Source organism: Chryseobacterium sp. SN22 (assembly GCF_008329705.1).
Taxonomy (GTDB): Bacteria; Bacteroidota; Bacteroidia; order Flavobacteriales; family Weeksellaceae; genus Chryseobacterium.
Genome location: NZ_VTSX01000004.1, coordinates 89,930 through 106,101, shown reverse-complemented (window position 1 = coordinate 106,101; position 16,172 = coordinate 89,930). Strand labels below are relative to the sequence as shown.

Below are 16,172 nucleotides of genomic sequence, written 5' to 3'. Positions count from 1 at the left end.
ATGGCATATTCAAAATATATACTTTCTTTTTTATTGATTACTGCAGGGATTTTACACTTTGTAAAGCCTTATATTTTCATTAAGATTATGCCTTCCTATATTCCTTTTCATTTACAAATGGTTTATCTAAGCGGTATTGCGGAAATCCTCTGTGGCACTCTTCTTATTTTTCCCGAGACTCAAAAGATAGGTGCCTATTTAAGCATTCTTCTCTTTATTGCAGTGTTTCCGGCTAATATTGAAATGGCGAGAAAGTTTTATGAAGTTCATCACAAATATTTCTGGCTTACGGTAGCAAGGCTTCCTTTACAGGTGGTCTTGATCTGGTGGGCTTATCAATTCAGAAAATAATGGCAGATCACAACGATTTAGGCAAAACCGCAGAAGACCTGGCGGTTACCCATTTACAGAAATATGGCTATATCATCCTGGTGCGGAATTTCCGGTTTCAGAAAGCGGAAATTGATATCATTGCCGAAAAAGAGAATTTAATTGTCATCGTTGAAGTAAAAGCCCGTTCCACGGATGTATTCATGCTCCCCCATGAAGCGGTGACCAAGACCAAAATAAAGCTGTTGGTTTCCGCAGCTAATCATTTTATGGAAGCGTTTAACAAAGACCAGGAAGTACGCTTTGATATCATTTCCGTCCTTGCCAACAATAAAAAGAATTTCACTATCGAACATATAACCGATGCTTTTGAAGCATTTGATGCCAATTGATTATGCAGAATTTGGATTGGGACGGCATTTACTCCGCAGTCTTGTATATCATCAAAAATTATCCGCTTACCATTCTTTTATACGGTACGGGTTGTCTCATTGGAAGCCTGATTATTAGTCTGATATTGATATTGGTTATGAGAAAGTACAAGGCATTTTCCAGAAAACCTAAATATTACAACCGGCTGGTAAAGCTGTATATCCCGGCCATTTTTATCATCAATGGCTTCGTTTCGTTACAGCTGGGCCTGTTATGGGGTTCTTATGAAGCTTTGAAAAAAGACAGTTTTTCCATTGCTTCACAGATTTTTTCTTCAGGTTTCGGCCCTGTTTTTAAAGATCAGAATGCAAAAGCCGAATTTATCGGAGGGGTAAAGGCCGTCGTTTCGGAAATAAACCGGAATAATGAAGACGCAAAAATAAAGATAACGGATCTGGTAAGAGCCTACGATACAAAATATGGAATGATTAATCAGCCAAAAAACAGAATGGCTTCCTGGATCATGAACCGATATGGTGACCGGATCAATGCCATGGTTATATATGGCATCCTGAATTCCATACCGAATGTTGAGGTTACCGGAGATCTCTCCTACCGGGAATTTGATAAAATAACAAAACAATTGTTGGTCCTTAATCCGGACGATATTGAAATATCCATTATTGAAAAGATACAGAATCTTCTGCTGATGGTTGTAAAATCACAATTTAAAACCATGGCCGGAAGCCTGCTCATGGTTTGGGTTATCCTGATGATCATTCCATGGCTCGAATTCTGGATTTATACATATATGATGCAAAGAACAACAAACAGAAACAATCAAATAAAATAAATGAAAACAATATTAATCACCGGAGCCACTTCCGGAATTGGAAAATCAACTGCTGAGCTCCTGGCAAGACAGGGAAACCGGATTATCCTCTGCGGAAGAAGATCTGAAGTTCTGGAATCGCTACAATCGGAATTGTCTAAATTAACCGAAGTATTTAGTTTAAAGTTTGATATCAGAAATCTTGAAGAAGTGGAAACTGCCATCGGTTCTCTTCCGGAAAACTGGGAGAACATTGATGTGCTGATCAACAACGCAGGGAATGCACACGGCCTTGATCCTCTTGCAGCCGGAAAAACAGACGATTGGGATTCGATGATCGACGGAAATGTAAAAGGCCTGCTGTATGTCTCAAAAATGATCATTCCCGGAATGAAAGAAAGAAATTCAGGTCATATCGTAAATATTAGTTCAGTGGCTGCAAGGCAGACCTATGCAAATGGTGTAGTTTACTGTGCTACCAAAAAAGCCGTCGATGTCATTTCAGAAGGAATGAGAATCGAACTTACCGAATTCGGGATTAAAATAACAAACATCCAACCCGGAGCAGTGGAAACCGATTTCTCCGTGGTAAGGTTTAAAGGAGACAGCGAAAGGGCAGCCACCGTCTATGCGGGATATGAACCTTTAAAAGCCGAAGATATTGCAGATTCCATTGCTTATTGCATCAATGCACCGAAGCACGTATGCATCTCGGATATGACGATTTACCCTACCGCACAGGCAGAACCGAGAACGATCTACAGAAAATAATTTTCAAAATAATGCTTTACCTTTGCAGGAGTAAAGCAATTTATAAATCTATTGCTGAACTATTAAATCATTACCTGTAAACAATGAAAATCTTATATCTTGAAACTTCTTCGAAAAACTGCTCGGTAGCCATTTCGGATGATGATAAAATGCTGTGTGTCACAGAAGAGATTTCTGAAAACTACAAACAGTCCGAGAGCCTTCATGTTTTCGTAGAATGGGCTTTGGAAGGGGCCGGTCTTACAATGAAAGATATCGAAGCGGTATCGCTCGGTAAAGGTCCCGGTTCGTATACGGGGCTACGCATCGGTGCTTCGTCAGCCAAAGGTTTCTGTTACGGACTTAAAATCCCATTAATCGCGGTAAATTCTATGGAAAGCATGATTGTGCCCTTTTTAGGCCAAAATTACGATTATGTGATCCCCTTGATCGATGCAAGGAGAATGGAGGTTTATACGGCGGTATATGACGGTAAAAACGGGGAACAGATCGCTGAAACGGAAGCCAAAATTTTAGATGAAACTTCTTTTGAAGAATATAGAGACAAAAAAATACTCTTTATAGGAGATGGGGCAACCAAGGCAAAAGACCTGTTACAGCTGCCGGATGCCGGTTTTAATGATGAGGTCTACCCTTCCGCCAGATACCTGGTGAAAAAAACCCTTGAAAAAATCGCGCAAAAAAATTTCGAGGATGTTGCCTACTTCGAACCTTTTTATCTCAAAGATTTCCACGGGGTAAAGAAAAAAAATAAAAGCGAAGAATAATCTTCGCTTTTATTTTTATTGTGATCTTGCAGGCGCCTGACTTGAAGGCTGTATTTGCTGATTGTTGTTTGATTTCCTTCTGTTATTATTTCCGTTCACCGGCTGCATCGGCATTGAGCTGTTGGCCGGCTGATTCTGCATCGGCTGCGGCGGGATTCTGTTCGATCCTCTGGCATTAAACTGCAACTGTTGGTCGGAAACATTGCCGTTAACCGTATTATTGGTATTTTGAGGCATCACATTTCCTTTATTATCCGTTGCCTGGAAGGTCAGTTCGCTCTTCAGGTAATTCAGCATTTCCCTGGCCTTTTCTCCTTCCGGGGTCTTGCCGTAATTTAAAGCGATCTGCTCCAACTGTAGGATCATAACCTCCTTCCCGCTTGTCTTTCCTGTATTAAAGGCATTTAATAAATACAGTTTGGGTACCAGGGCATCTTTTGGATACTGCTGGATGGTTTTATCGATGATATCCCTGCTTTCTCCGAACTTTTCAGATTCATATAATGCAAAGGCCTGTTTGTACTGGCTTTCCACATCGCCGGAAGATTTAACGAAAGAACTGCTTTTCGGATTTCTTGCAAACTCGGCATACGAAGTATACGGATAATCTTTCAGTAAGATTTGTTTAGCTCTTTCCGCTGCCTGTGGGTTCTTTTCATAATTCATAGCAAAAATCTCATACAACGCCTGCAGCATTACTTTTTCTTCAGGCTTTACATCCACCAGGTTATAGAGGGTTTTTGTTGCCAAGGGGGTATTGGTAAAATAATTCTGATACATCACCCCAAGACCCAGAGATGCAGTATCGCGGTCTTTTTTCAGCTGCTCCAGCTTGGCCATATCCGTAGGGATCTGTTCAATATAAAATGCAGGCTCGAAACGTCTCGGGTTAGGTGCCGCTGTTGTTCCAAGAGCATCGTTTTTCATATCATCCAGCGTGGTCATCTTTTTGGAAAAACGCCAGTTGTCGATCAGCGCCCGGTCTCCCCAGGTCTGCTTAAAGGTCTGGGCTCCTTTGGAAACCGTACCGGTATTGCTGAAATAAAATCCTTTGGTGGCAACCCCGAAATCTTCGAAAGAATTGGAACTGTTGGCAAATAAGGAAGTCGAACTGTAATCTCCCGTATCAAATCCTTTGCTTCTCTCGGCGCGTCTTCTTTCCTGTTCCTCTTTGTCTTCCTTGGCCTTGATTTTAGCAATATACTTTGAGAAAAAGTCGGTTTTCTGTTCCGGTGTCATCTTCGCCAGGCTCAGGATACTGTCGTTCTTCTTGATCAGATAATAATTTTTAGAAATCTTTTTGATGTAGATCGACTGGTCTGCCAGAAGCACTTTTGAAGGCTCATAAGTCATTACCGCCAGAGCAGAATCATAATAAGCCCCGGCTCCGATATAATCGTTTTTATCAAGATAGCCCTTTCCTATCTCATAGTACGTAAGACCACGTACCTGGCCGTCAGAAACTTTTTCCCTAAGGGACTTTCTGAAATATTCCTGGGCTTCATCTTTCTTTCCGGCTTTGTTCGCCATTAATCCAAGGGCATAATAAAATTCATTCTTTCTGGAGCCGTAAGTCCCTTTTTTACTGATGTCTTCCAGATATTTCCGCGCACCGCTGTAGTCTCCGTTGCCGTTAAATGTTTTGGCGATTTCGATCTGGGATTTCACCTCAAATTCAAAATCGTTGGCATATTTATACGCTGCCATAAAGCTTTCCCGCGCCTTTTCGTTTTGGTTAAGGCTTTCCAGCACCTGCCCTCTCAGGTAAGCGATTCTGCTTTTCAGCTTCCTGTTACTGTTCAGTTCGAAAGCATTATCGAGCTCCCGTACCGCTTCCTCTTTTTTCCCTGCATCCAGCAAAGATTCAGAATAATAGATGCTCAGTAATTTTTCATATTGGTTTGAGATCTTTTCGCCTTTTAATTTGGCAAAAGTCTCATGCGCTTTATGGTAGTTTTTGATCTGGTCATACGCCAAGCCTTGGTAGATTCTTGCCAGAGGCAGCCTTTTATCATCCTTCATGTGGGTGAATACATAGTTCAAAGCGTCCAGGGCTTCCAGCGATTTTCCCCGGTAGATCCTGGCCTGTGCAAGAATCATATAGGCCTCAAAAATCTGCTTATTCTTTTCCTCTCCGTTTTTGATTACCGAATATTTGTTGATGGCTTTCAGTGCTTTTGCTTCGGCAATTTCCAGAGTGGTGGCGCCTTTCTGATCGGGCTGGCCAGGATCTGCCTGTGGCATTCCCGATCCTCCTGACATGGCGTTTCCGGGCATTCCGGGTGGCATTCCCGGCATCCCGCCTCTTTGGCTGTTGTTCTGGTCGGGACGGTTCAGCTCGCCCATCTTCATAGAGTTCTCTGCAAAGGCGGTCGACTGCCCCAGGTCGCTTCCCAATGGTTGGTCTTCATAGGTAAGAATAGGAATGTAAGGCGCATAAAAATTGTCTTTATGGCCTTTGTCCCGTGTTTCAAACTCCGTATTTAAAGCATCTTTTGCATTAAACAACGTATTGTAATATGTGGTAAACCCTTTCATGAACTTAGACCGCTGTTCCGGTTTTTTCACCTTGGTGCCACAGGAAACAACGATACACAATATCAAAAGGAAGAAAATATTCTTTTTCATTATTCAATATAACTCTCTAATCTGCTTTTTATTATCGGCAGTTTGATGATTTTGTAAAAATAACAAAATTTTATGGGGAAACCCGTTATATTTCTTTCAAAATTTTGTAAACCAAATGGGTAGGAAGCCCCATAATCGTATAAAAGCTTCCGTTCATCCTTTTGATCTTTGCCATACCAAGCCATTCCTGGATCCCATAGCTTCCTGCTTTGTCAAAAGGCCTGTAATTCTGAATATAAAAGTCTGTTTCATCATCTGTGATCTCACCGAATTCAACTTCGGCAACATCCGTTTCCGTGATTATTTTTTCGGAAGTCTTAATGGTAATCCCCGTATACACCTGATGGGTTCTTCCAGAAAGCATCTTCAGCATCTGTTTTGCTTCTTCCGCATCTTTAGGTTTGCCAAGGAATTGGTTGTCAATGGCTACAACGGTATCCGCGGTAAGCAGCACCTCCCCTTTTTCCAGCTCCCGGAATGCCGATGCTTTCAGTTCGGACAGGTAAGCGGCCGACTCTCCTACTTTGATATGTTCCGGAACAATTTCTTCGCAATCGATCTTGACCACTCCAAATTCAAAACCCAGACTGGCTAATAATTCCTTTCGTCTTGGCGATTGCGAGGCTAATAATAATTTCATTTTAAGATATTAAATGGATTGTGTATTGTCATCATGCCATTTTCCCTGTACTTTCATCACCTGCTCGATCACATCGCGCACGGCACCGCTTCCGCCTTTAACGGGAGAAATATAATCGGAAACCGCCTTGATTTCAGGGACTGCATTTTCGGGACAGGCTGCAACGGCTGAAGCACGCATCATATGAAGATCGGGAATATCGTCCCCCATCGTTAAAATCTCTTCGTTGGTAAGATTGTATTTTAATTTAAAATCTTCAAAATCGCCCATCTTGTCATGGGATTTCGGATAATAATCTTCAATGCCCAGATAATTGATCCGGTGCTTTACCATTTCATCGTTACCGCCGGTAATGACTCCGATCAGGTAATTGTTTTTTAATGCTTTCACCACCGCATAGCCATCCAGCACATTCATCACCCTGCTCATATTCCCGCCGGGCATCAGATAGACGCTGCCGTCCGTAAATACACCGTCTACATCGAATACGAATGCTTTAATATCTTTTAATTTTTCTTTATAACTCATACATTTTCTGGATTGAATGGTTCATAGTTCTGTAAATTTCCAGGCTTTCATCTTTTAATAATTGCTCATGAAGTTCAAGGATTCTCCGGTCATTCCGTACGGCCGGACCTGTCTGTGCCGTTTTGGGTTCGATTTCATGAATTTTCTGAACCGTTTCGTCAATTAGCGGCAGGAAATAATCAAACGGGATTTCCTGGAAATCGGAAATCTCCTTTGCCCTGGAAAAAAGATGGTTCACAAAATTACAAGCAAAAACAGCCGTCAGATGAATATATTTTCTTTTCTCGTAAGTGCTTTCCATAACGTTTTCCGAAATTTTTGAAGCAAGTCGGGATAAAATCTCTTGATCTTCTTCATTCTCTGCCTCGATGAAAAAAGGAATTTTTGAATAGTCCAGTTCTTTTGATTTGGAAAAAGTCTGCAGAGGATAAAAGCTTGCTTTTCTGTAATTGCCTTTTAGGACATCTTTTGGCAGCGACCCGGAAGTATGAGCCACCAGGCAGTCTTTTTTATCAATAAGCCGCGATACATTTTCTACAGCATTATCACTGACGCAGATCAAATAAATATCTGAATAGACTAAATTTTTAGTTGAATAAGGTATTTTTAGTTTTTCGGATATCGACTGAAGTTCTGTTTCATTCCTGCCGAAAATCTGAACCGGCGGACAATTAATCTCCACCAATGCTTTCGCCAGATGATAGGCAACATTTCCGGATCCTATAATTACAGTTTGCATCCAACAAAGATAATATTTTATTCCTGCGGAAATAAGCTGTTGTAAAAACTGTTGAATTTAACATAACATTGATTATATAAGGAAAAACAGGTATCATGGTGGTACTATTTATTGAAATTCCACACCGTTGTTGTTGCAAATAATTACTATATTGGACTAAAAATTGAATAAGTAGTTTAACTTTCAGCTATTTTTATAATCCAAACAATGAAAGCATCTTATGAAGATTAAAGACGCGGAAATTATTTCGTTGATGCAAAATCCACGTACTCAGGAAAAAGGAGTGCGTGCTTTGATGGATGCTTATCAAAGCAGATTGTATTGGCACATAAGAAGAATTATTGTGGACGGAGATCTTGCTCAGGACACTTTGCAGGAGACATTTATTAAAGCTTATCAGAATTTTCACCAGTTTAAAAACGATAGCCAGCTCTACACCTGGTTATACAGAATTGCAACCAATGAAGCGCTGCAGCAGGTGAATAAGCTTAAAAGGATGCAGAAGACCGATGAAGATCCCGAATACCATATGCAGAACCTGGTGGCCGATAATGCCGGAGGGGATGCCGAAGAAATACAGATCCTGCTTCAGAAAGCCATACAAAGCCTGCCCGAAAAGCAGAAACTGGTATTTATGATGCGGTATTATGATGATCTGCCTTATGAAGAAATATCCAAGATCGTGGATATGTCCGTAGGTACGCTGAAAACCAATTATCATTATGCCAAACAAAAGATAGAAGATTATATAAAGGAAAATTACGAAGATAATTTTTGAGAAACTGAAATGAAAGAGTTCGATATAGAAAAATTAGAACGCAAAAATATTTACGAGGCACCGGATGATTTATTTGAAAATCTCCAGGCCAGAGTATTAAGCGGAGTAAATGATTTTGACCTTGACAAGCTGGAACGTAAGAATATTTATACAGTTTCTGAAAATGTATTTGAAAATATTCAGCACCATGTGATCAATGAGGTATTCCCACGTAAGGAAGCACCGGTTTTTAAAATGAACTGGGCTTATGCAGCGGCGGCTTCACTGGCTTTGATTTTTGGAGCGACTTTTGTTCTCAACAGTGGCGGCAGCCCGGATGAGGCTAGTCCTGCCATAGCTTATACGGCGAAAAGCCAGAAGCCTGAAACGGAAACCCAGAGGGCCTATGAAACTTTGAAATCGGATTTAACTTCTGTTGAAAATGATCATCAAAAGAATGAAAACCAAAAAAATAAATCTGTAGCGCAGAATAAGCCTCAGGCAAAAACAGATCGGGAAGCGGCTGCCAACACCGGAAAAACCGTTTCAAAACAGGATGAAAATCAGATGAATGAATATCTGGATTCCTTTTCAAATTCTGAAATTTCGGAATTGGCAAGCAATTCGACACAGGATGTTTATCTGGATTTATATAATTAAGAGAAATGAAAAAGATATTGTTTACCCTTTTTATGATTTATGGTTTTTGCATAAATGCCCAACAGACGGATTATGACTGGAAGAAGATGGACCCTAAGCAAAGAAAGGAAGTAATAAACAATCTTTCACCGACAGAAAGAAAAAAGCTTCTTACCCAATTCAGGAACAATATGGTCATGGAGAATCTGGATATTGATCCCAGCGATAAGGAGGAATTTACGGATATTTACAACGAATATCTGGAAAGCCAGAAGGAGATCAAGAGCCAGTTCAATTCCGATTTCAATCCTGAAACATTGTCGGATGAAGAAGCCAAAGCAAAATTGCAGCAAAGCTTTGAAGTAGGGCAGAGGCTGCTAGATAACAGAAAGAAGTATGCTGATAAGATGCAGCAGATCATTCCTTGCCAGAAGGTCTTGAAGCTGTTTCAATCCGAGGGGATGATGCGGGATAAAATGAATGAAAGAAAACCCCGGGGAAACACGAATAATTTAGCTCCGAGACAGAGGCAAAACCCATAATAGTTTATTTTTTTAATGTTGGACGACCCTTGCAATTTATTGTGAGGGTCGTTTAATTAAAAATGAATGTTTAGTTTTGCTGAAATTTTTAACTATGAAAAGGTTTATTGTATTTTTATTTCTTTCATTCTCAATATGGGTTTCAGCTCAGAAAACGGAACAGATTAAGCTGAACCAGAATATTAAAGACAAATCTTCCCGTACAAAATCCCTTACTGTAATCGATAACAGGTCAGATAAGAATATCGGAACCGTAACTTATAAAGGTGAAACAGTGGGCCTGAAATTTCCCGGCAACGATTTAAAAAGCGATATTGAAAAATGGTTTACAGAAGATAATAAAGCCAGGGGAAGTAACGATATTGTTTTGCTGTTTGAAGAAATTAAAGTCAGTGAATTTAAAGAAACCCAGCTGGCAAAAGCGAAAGTAAAAATCAGCAGCTTTATTAACCGGAACGGAAGGTATTATTTTATCAACCGCTATAACAATACCTTGGCTTTTAATCCAAAATTAACACCGAATGTGCCCAGGACCATTTCGATTGCATTATCTACCATTTTATCTACTCTGATCAATGATTCTTATTCACATATTGCTTTCAGCACTCCGATTGCAGAGACTGATCTGAATAATTACGAAGCCATCGTGGGGAAGAACATCAAATACCTGAATGTTCCGGAACTTACTCCCGGCGTCTATACTGATTTCCGGTCATTTTACCTGCAGACGCCCAAAGAAGGGTATTATGTAGACAAAAATAAGAAAGGAAAAGTAACGGGAATCAAGAACCGGGAAGACCTCCTGATTTCATCAGAAGAAATATTCGGATATGTGGAAGATGGCAAAGCGTACCGGCTGACACCGGTAGGATTTCTTGCAATGCCTAAAGATGACAAAGGATATTATGTCGTTTCTTCAAGACAGGAACTCTTTCCGCCGCAAAATAACAATGCCATGATGATCGGTGCCATGACCGGCGGGATGCTGGGAGCCCTGATCGGTGCTGCAATCGATTCATCCGGTTCAGGCAGAAGAAATCCGAATATGGAACTCTCCAATGTCTATATCGATCCGCTTACTGGGGAATACAGTTTTTAATCTTCGGTATTATAATAACATATTTAATTAAATTCTGACAGCATTATTTCTGAAATACCTTTGTTTCCGCTTTCCTGATTCCTTAAAGTTATGTAAGTTTGAAAATTATCCATCATAAAATTACCCAATGAAGAAAATAGTAGTATTTCTGCTTTTATCCACGTTTTTATCTGCCCAGAAAACGGAACTGATCAATTTATCCAGACCGCCTAAGGACAATAAAAATTTCATTAAGACTTTTACCGTAATTGATCAGCGTTCCGACAAAAATATCGGAACCATCATGGATCACAACAAGGAAGTGACTGTAGCATTTGAACATGAAGCTGTTAAAGATCTCCAAGAATGGGTAGGCCAATCTACTGAGATGAAAGGAAAAAATAATCTGGTTCTTTTGCTTGAAGATCTTAAAATTTCAGATGAACAAAAAGAAAAATCAACGGTCGGGAAGCTGCAGTTCAGAGCCAGTACCTTTATAAAAAAAGCAGACGGCTATCATTTCCTGTACAGGAAAGATACGGTAACTACGGTTTCATCCCGGGTCAATCCGTTTCTTGCGCAGAACCTGGCAAGAAAATTCACCATGATCCTTACCGACTTCTTAAAAGATTCTTATGGCCGGGAAGCATGGGAGACTGGCGTTACAGAACAGGAGCTTCCACAATATAACGATGTCCTTACGGATAAACTCGATATCCTGAAAGCAGATCAGCTGAAAGATGGGGTTTATAAAGATTATCACAGTTTTTTCAACCATCGCCCGGAGCCGGGCTTTATTTTGGAAACCAACAATAAAGGGATAGTGACCAAAGCGGCAAACGGTGAGGATAAAACGGCGATCCGGCGTTTCTACGCGTTTGTACAGAATGGCGTGGCCTATAAAATTATTCCCGTAGGCTATACTGAAATTTTGAAAAGTGATAAAGGCCTTTTTATTGAGGTAAAGAAAGCAGAACTCTTTCCTGAATCATCAAATGGTGTCATGATCGGTGCCATGGCCGGAGGCCTGATTGGCGGAGTAATTGGCGCTGCGATCGATGCAGGGGCCCAAAGCAGGAGAAACAGAATTCCTGAACAGGAAGTCTATCTTGATCCGCTTACAGGACAATATATTTTACCTGAAGGATTTAAATAAATAAAACAGGAAAGAGAGACTCGCGAGTCTCTCTTTCCTGTTTTATTTCTGATCCCTAGAATAGGAATAAGGAAAATCCTTTTCATCCGTTCCCCTGCCTTTATTCGGTTGGGAAACCATTTCAAAATTCAGTTTTGCACCCTTCATCAGTTCCTGATGGCTGAGCCAGTTTTTAGGGTATTTCTTTCCGTTGAATTCCAGCGATTGAACAAATCTGTTGTTGTCATTATTATTCCCCGCATTAATTTCAATTGTTTTTCCGTTTTCCAGATGGACGATAGCTTTCTTAAACAGGGGAGCACCCAGAACATACTGGTCCGTAGCCGGCGTAACGGGATAAAATCCAAGCGCTGAGAAAATATACCAGGCTGAGGTCTGCCCGTTATCTTCATCACCGCAATAGCCGTCCGGAGTGGGTTGGTAAAGACGGTTCATCGTTTCCCGTACCCAATACTGTGTTTTCCAGGGTTCCCCGGAATAATTGTACAGGTAAATAATATGCTGGGCGGGCTGGTTGCCGTGGGCATATTGTCCCATATCGGCATTCACCATTTCCTGGATCTCGTGGATCGTCGATCCGTAATACGAATCATCAAAAATAGGAGGTAATTCGAAAATCTGGTCCAGTTTCTGTGAAAAGGCTTTTCTTCCACCCATCAGCTTGGCCAGTCCTTCAATATCCTGGAATACCGACCAGGTGTAATGCCAGGAATTTCCTTCCGTAAAGGCATCGCCCCATTTAAAAGGATTAAAAGGAGCCTGAAAGCTTCCGTTGCGGTTTCTTCCGCGCGCCAGCTTGGTTTCAGGATCGATTACTTTTTGGAAATTCTGGGATCGGCGATAATATTCTTTCCATTCGGATTCCGGTTTTCCCAAAGCTTTTCCCAGTTGGGCAATGGCGAAATCATCGTAGGCGTATTCCAGGGTCCGCGCTGCATTTTCATTGATTTTTACATCATAGGGAACATAACCCAGTTCTTTATAATATTGAATGCCTAATCTCCCCGTTGCCTGAGGTCCTTCGTTATTGGCTCCATGCAGCAAAGCCTGGTAGAGGGTTTCAATGTCATAGCCGCGTAAGCCTTTCAGGTAAGCATCGGCCACCACGGAAGCGGAGTTATTGCCGATCATGATATCGGAATAGGAGGGACTCGACCATTCGGGAAGCCAGCCGCCTTCTTTGTAATCGCTGATCAGCCCTTTCTGCATCTCAACGTTAATTTCCGGATACACCAGGTTCAGGAAAGGGTAGAGTGCCCTGAAGGTATCCCAGAAACCTGTCCCTGCAAAACGGTAACCGGCTTCCATTTTCCCTGAATACGGGCTGTAATGGACTATCTGTCCGGCCTTATCAATTTCATACATTTTATGAGGGAAACAGAGCATCCTGTAAAGACAGGAGTAAAAAGTCCGCATCTGATCAACGCTTCCTCCGGAAACTTCTACTTTTTTCAGTTTATCATTCCAGGCCTGCCTGGCTTTCCTGAAAGTATCATCAAATGAATCCTGAGCCAGTTCCCGCTGTAAATTCAGTTCTGCCTGTTCCGGGCTGATGAATGAAGAAGCAACCTTCAGGTTTACCTTTTCACCCTTTTTAGTGGCAAAACCGATGACGGCTCCGCAGTGGTCGCCTGTAACTTCCATGACCTCTTTTACAAAATCCTTATCCCTCCAGGCTGAGTATTTGATGAACGGCTTATCGGCATAAATTACAAAGTAATTTTTAAAACCCACCATTTTTCCGCGGGAATATCTTGTAGAATATCCCACGATCTTATTTTCGGAAGGAATGATTTTTATACTGGATCCTTTATCAAATGCATCCACAACAATCCATGAGTTTTCGGAATCGGGATAGGTTAATCTTAGCTGTGCTGCCCTTTCCGTAGGCGTAATTTCTGCCGTTACATTGTGATCAGCCAGATAGACGCTGTAATAGTAAGGTTTTGAAACCTCGGATTTATGGGAAAACCAACTGGATCTTTCATCTTCACTGAAACGCATTTTTCCCGTTACGGGCATAATGGAAAACATTCCGTAATCGTTCATCCAGGGTGAAGGCTGGTGCGTCTGCTTGATCCCGCGGATCTTATCGGCATCGTAGGTATATTGCCAGCCGTTGCCGTTTTTTCCGGTCTGTGGCGTCCAAAGGTTCATTCCGTGGGGAACAGCAACCGCAGGATAGGTATTCCCGTTGGAAAGCGAAGGCTTCGACAAAGACCCGATTAACGGATTAACGAAATCCTCAGGATGTTCCGGAGCATTTTCAATCCACTGCGACCGGATCTGGATAAATGGAACAAGTAAAAGGATGAAAAGAATCTTTTTCATGGATTAATATTAAGTGAGGCTAATTTAAACACAAATATGATAAGGATGAATAAAAATGGCAGGACTTATCCTATATATTCAATAAGTTTCAACTGCAGGCTTTACGATCAGAACAAATCTTTTGTAATAGTTTGGGTAAATAAAGTAATCAGGTCCGCTGTAAAAGATTGGTTGTATTTTAGGTTTAAATCAGATTTAAAATTAAGAACGGCAAATTATCCTGCATTTTATTATCTTTGCAAATTACATAGTTCTTAAATGAAAAACATACGAAATTTTTGCATAATCGCTCATATCGACCATGGTAAAAGTACTTTGGCAGACCGTCTTCTGGAATATACCAACACGGTTTCCCAAAGAGAATTACAGTCCCAGACGCTGGATGACATGGATCTGGAGAAAGAACGCGGGATTACCATTAAATCCCATGCGATCCAGATGGATTATGAGCTTGACGGCGAAAAATATATCTTAAACTTAATTGATACTCCGGGACACGTAGATTTTTCTTACGAAGTTTCCCGTTCCATTGCGGCCTGCGAAGGAGCGCTTCTTATTGTAGATGCCGCCCAGAGCATCCAGGCACAGACCATCAGTAACCTGTACCTGGCACTGGAAAATGACCTTACAATTATTCCGATCCTGAATAAAATCGATCTTCCTTCGGCAAATCCTGAAGAGGTAACTGATGAAATCATGAACCTGATCGGTTGCGATTACGACGATGTATTGCGGGTTTCCGGAAAAACAGGGGAAGGGGTGCACGACCTTCTGGAGCAGATCGTTAAAAGAATTCCGGCACCGGTAGGTGATCCGGATGCACCGCTTCAGGCTTTGATCTTTGACTCGGTATACAATCCGTTCAGAGGGATTGAAGCCTATTTCAAAGTGGTAAACGGAAGCATCACGAAAAACGAAAAGATTAAATTTTTCGCAACAGGAAAAGAATACGGCGCTGATGAAGTAGGAACGCTGAAGCTGAAACAGGTACCGAAAAAAACGGTAGAATGCGGGGACGTAGGCTATCTGGTATCCGGAATCAAGGATGCCCGTGAGGTAAAGGTAGGTGATACCATTACTTCATTCAGCAATCCGGCGGCCGGACCGATCGAAGGGTTTGAGGAAGTAAAGCCGATGGTGTTCGCCGGGATTTACCCGATTGATTCCGAAGATTTTGAAGAACTGAGATTTTCCCTTGAAAAATTAAGGCTGAATGATGCTTCCCTGGTTTTCGAGCCGGAAAGCTCCGCCGCATTAGGTTTCGGATTCCGCTGCGGATTCCTGGGAATGCTCCACATGGAAATCGTTCAGGAACGTCTGGACCGTGAGTTCAACATGAACGTGATTACGACGGTACCGAACGTATCGTATTTCGGATATACCAAAAAAGAACCTGAAGTTCCGATTCTGATCAATAACCCGTCTGAAATGATGGATCCTTCAACCATGGACCGGGTGGAAGAGCCGTTTATCAAAGCTTCCATCATTACCAAATCCGATTTTGTGGGTGCTGTGATGACCCTGTGTATCGAAAAAAGAGGAGAAATCGTTAACCAGAGTTACCTGACTTCGGAAAGGGTAGAGCTGGTATTCAATATGCCGTTGGCTGAGGTCGTTTTCGACTTTTATGACAGGCTGAAATCCATTTCCAAAGGATATGCATCTTTCGATTATCATCCGATCGGATTCCGTTCTTCCAAGCTGGTAAAAATGGATATCCTGATCAACGGCGATATGGTAGATGCCCTGTCCTCATTGATTCATGATTCCAACGCTTACTACATCGGTAAGAAAATGTGTGAAAAACTTCGTGAGCTGATCCCGAGACAGCAGTTCGACATTGCAGTTCAGGCCGCTTTGGGAACAAAAGTAATCGCCAGGGAAACCATCAAAGCGTTGAGAAAAGACGTTACCGCAAAATGTTACGGTGGAGACATTTCCAGAAAGAGAAAGCTTTTGGAGAAGCAGAAAGAAGGAAAGAAGAAAATGAAACAGATCGGAAGGGTAGAAGTACCGCAGTCGGCATTTATGGCTGTACTGAAGCTGAATGACTAAATAAAAG

The 16,172-nt window shown here is 41.5% G+C and carries 16 protein-coding genes; 11 read left to right on the top strand and 5 right to left on the bottom strand.

What is annotated here, in order from left to right; all coding sequences use genetic code 11:
- From FY557_RS03785 to tsaB, 5 genes are all read left to right on the top strand, one after another.
- Window positions 1-351: a MauE/DoxX family redox-associated membrane protein gene (locus FY557_RS03785; protein WP_149245957.1), complete on the top strand. Its 351-nt coding sequence runs from the start codon at window positions 1-3 to the stop codon at window positions 349-351.
- Complete coding sequence (locus FY557_RS03780) at window positions 351-722, top strand: YraN family protein (protein WP_149245956.1); 372 nt, start codon at window positions 351-353, stop codon at window positions 720-722. Before FY557_RS03785 ends, FY557_RS03780 begins: the two co-directional genes overlap by 1 nt.
- A 137-nt stretch (window positions 723-859) precedes the next feature.
- Window positions 860-1,555: a hypothetical protein gene (locus FY557_RS03775; RefSeq protein ID WP_149245955.1), complete on the top strand. Its 696-nt coding sequence runs from the start codon at window positions 860-862 to the stop codon at window positions 1,553-1,555.
- Complete coding sequence (locus FY557_RS03770) at window positions 1,556-2,305, top strand: SDR family NAD(P)-dependent oxidoreductase (RefSeq protein ID WP_149245954.1); 750 nt, start codon at window positions 1,556-1,558, stop codon at window positions 2,303-2,305.
- 83 nt (window positions 2,306-2,388) lie between these two features.
- Complete coding sequence (gene tsaB, locus FY557_RS03765) at window positions 2,389-3,072, top strand: tRNA (adenosine(37)-N6)-threonylcarbamoyltransferase complex dimerization subunit type 1 TsaB (protein WP_149245953.1); 684 nt, start codon at window positions 2,389-2,391, stop codon at window positions 3,070-3,072.
- Window positions 3,073-3,087: 15 nt separating this feature from the next.
- On the opposite strand, the gene FY557_RS03760 is transcribed toward tsaB, so the two are convergent.
- From FY557_RS03760 to FY557_RS03745, 4 genes are all read right to left on the bottom strand, one after another.
- Window positions 3,088-5,700: a tetratricopeptide repeat protein gene (locus tag FY557_RS03760; protein WP_149245952.1), complete on the bottom strand. Its 2,613-nt coding sequence runs from the start codon at window positions 5,698-5,700 to the stop codon at window positions 3,088-3,090.
- Window positions 5,701-5,785: 85 nt separating this feature from the next.
- Window positions 5,786-6,340 (bottom strand): Maf family protein, encoded by a 555-nt coding sequence (locus FY557_RS03755; protein ID WP_149245951.1) that lies wholly within the window; start codon window positions 6,338-6,340, stop codon window positions 5,786-5,788.
- 9 nt (window positions 6,341-6,349) lie between these two features.
- Entirely contained in the window at window positions 6,350-6,868 is a 519-nt protein-coding gene (locus tag FY557_RS03750) for a KdsC family phosphatase (protein WP_149245950.1), read from the bottom strand.
- Entirely contained in the window at window positions 6,858-7,607 is a 750-nt protein-coding gene (locus tag FY557_RS03745) for a Rossmann-like and DUF2520 domain-containing protein (protein ID WP_149245949.1), read from the bottom strand. Before FY557_RS03745 ends, FY557_RS03750 begins: the two co-directional genes overlap by 11 nt.
- Window positions 7,608-7,827: 220 nt before the next feature.
- On the opposite strand from FY557_RS03745, the gene FY557_RS03740 reads away from it, so the two are divergent.
- From FY557_RS03740 to FY557_RS03720, 5 genes are all read left to right on the top strand, one after another.
- Complete coding sequence (locus FY557_RS03740; protein ID WP_149245948.1) at window positions 7,828-8,385, top strand: RNA polymerase sigma factor; 558 nt, start codon at window positions 7,828-7,830, stop codon at window positions 8,383-8,385.
- Between the two features lie 9 nt (window positions 8,386-8,394).
- Window positions 8,395-9,024, top strand: a complete 630-nt coding sequence (locus FY557_RS03735) for a hypothetical protein (RefSeq protein WP_228451694.1) — start codon at window positions 8,395-8,397, stop codon at window positions 9,022-9,024.
- 5 nt (window positions 9,025-9,029) lie between these two features.
- Window positions 9,030-9,545 (top strand): hypothetical protein, encoded by a 516-nt coding sequence (locus FY557_RS03730; RefSeq protein WP_149245947.1) that lies wholly within the window; start codon window positions 9,030-9,032, stop codon window positions 9,543-9,545.
- A gap of 94 nt (window positions 9,546-9,639) precedes the next feature.
- Complete coding sequence (locus tag FY557_RS03725) at window positions 9,640-10,644, top strand: hypothetical protein (protein ID WP_149245946.1); 1,005 nt, start codon at window positions 9,640-9,642, stop codon at window positions 10,642-10,644.
- Between the two features lie 127 nt (window positions 10,645-10,771).
- The gene (locus FY557_RS03720) at window positions 10,772-11,779 is read left to right on the top strand and encodes a hypothetical protein (RefSeq protein ID WP_149245945.1); all 1,008 of its coding nucleotides are present in this window, start codon (window positions 10,772-10,774) and stop codon (window positions 11,777-11,779) included.
- 42 nt (window positions 11,780-11,821) lie between these two features.
- Here FY557_RS03720 and FY557_RS03715 read toward each other — a convergent pair whose 3' ends face one another.
- Complete coding sequence (locus FY557_RS03715; RefSeq protein WP_149245944.1) at window positions 11,822-14,110, bottom strand: GH92 family glycosyl hydrolase; 2,289 nt, start codon at window positions 14,108-14,110, stop codon at window positions 11,822-11,824.
- Between the two features lie 258 nt (window positions 14,111-14,368).
- On the opposite strand from FY557_RS03715, the gene lepA reads away from it, so the two are divergent.
- Entirely contained in the window at window positions 14,369-16,165 is a 1,797-nt protein-coding gene (gene lepA / locus FY557_RS03710; protein ID WP_149245943.1) for a translation elongation factor 4, read from the top strand.
- Window positions 16,166-16,172: the final 7 nt, after the last annotated feature.

What these genes read in the sequence shown, in the direction of transcription:
- FY557_RS03760 (WP_149245952.1), bottom strand. Translation starts at nt 5,700, where the DNA reads ATGAAAAAGAATATTTTCTTCCTTTTGATATTGTGTATCGTTGTTTCC.
- FY557_RS03725 (WP_149245946.1), top strand. Translation starts at nt 9,640, where the DNA reads ATGAAAAGGTTTATTGTATTTTTATTTCTTTCATTCTCAATATGGGTT.
- lepA (WP_149245943.1), top strand. Translation starts at nt 14,369, where the DNA reads ATGAAAAACATACGAAATTTTTGCATAATCGCTCATATCGACCATGGT.
- FY557_RS03755 (WP_149245951.1), bottom strand. Translation starts at nt 6,340, where the DNA reads ATGAAATTATTATTAGCCTCGCAATCGCCAAGACGAAAGGAATTATTA.
- FY557_RS03745 (WP_149245949.1), bottom strand. Translation starts at nt 7,607, where the DNA reads ATGCAAACTGTAATTATAGGATCCGGAAATGTTGCCTATCATCTGGCG.
- FY557_RS03740 (WP_149245948.1), top strand. Translation starts at nt 7,828, where the DNA reads ATGAAGATTAAAGACGCGGAAATTATTTCGTTGATGCAAAATCCACGT.
- FY557_RS03730 (WP_149245947.1), top strand. Translation starts at nt 9,030, where the DNA reads ATGAAAAAGATATTGTTTACCCTTTTTATGATTTATGGTTTTTGCATA.
- FY557_RS03780 (WP_149245956.1), top strand. Translation starts at nt 351, where the DNA reads ATGGCAGATCACAACGATTTAGGCAAAACCGCAGAAGACCTGGCGGTT.
- FY557_RS03715 (WP_149245944.1), bottom strand. Translation starts at nt 14,110, where the DNA reads ATGAAAAAGATTCTTTTCATCCTTTTACTTGTTCCATTTATCCAGATC.
- FY557_RS03775 (WP_149245955.1), top strand. Translation starts at nt 860, where the DNA reads ATGAGAAAGTACAAGGCATTTTCCAGAAAACCTAAATATTACAACCGG.
- FY557_RS03735 (WP_228451694.1), top strand. Translation starts at nt 8,395, where the DNA reads ATGAAAGAGTTCGATATAGAAAAATTAGAACGCAAAAATATTTACGAG.
- tsaB (WP_149245953.1), top strand. Translation starts at nt 2,389, where the DNA reads ATGAAAATCTTATATCTTGAAACTTCTTCGAAAAACTGCTCGGTAGCC.
- FY557_RS03720 (WP_149245945.1), top strand. Translation starts at nt 10,772, where the DNA reads ATGAAGAAAATAGTAGTATTTCTGCTTTTATCCACGTTTTTATCTGCC.
- FY557_RS03750 (WP_149245950.1), bottom strand. Translation starts at nt 6,868, where the DNA reads ATGAGTTATAAAGAAAAATTAAAAGATATTAAAGCATTCGTATTCGAT.
- FY557_RS03785 (WP_149245957.1), top strand. Translation starts at nt 1, where the DNA reads ATGGCATATTCAAAATATATACTTTCTTTTTTATTGATTACTGCAGGG.
- FY557_RS03770 (WP_149245954.1), top strand. Translation starts at nt 1,556, where the DNA reads ATGAAAACAATATTAATCACCGGAGCCACTTCCGGAATTGGAAAATCA.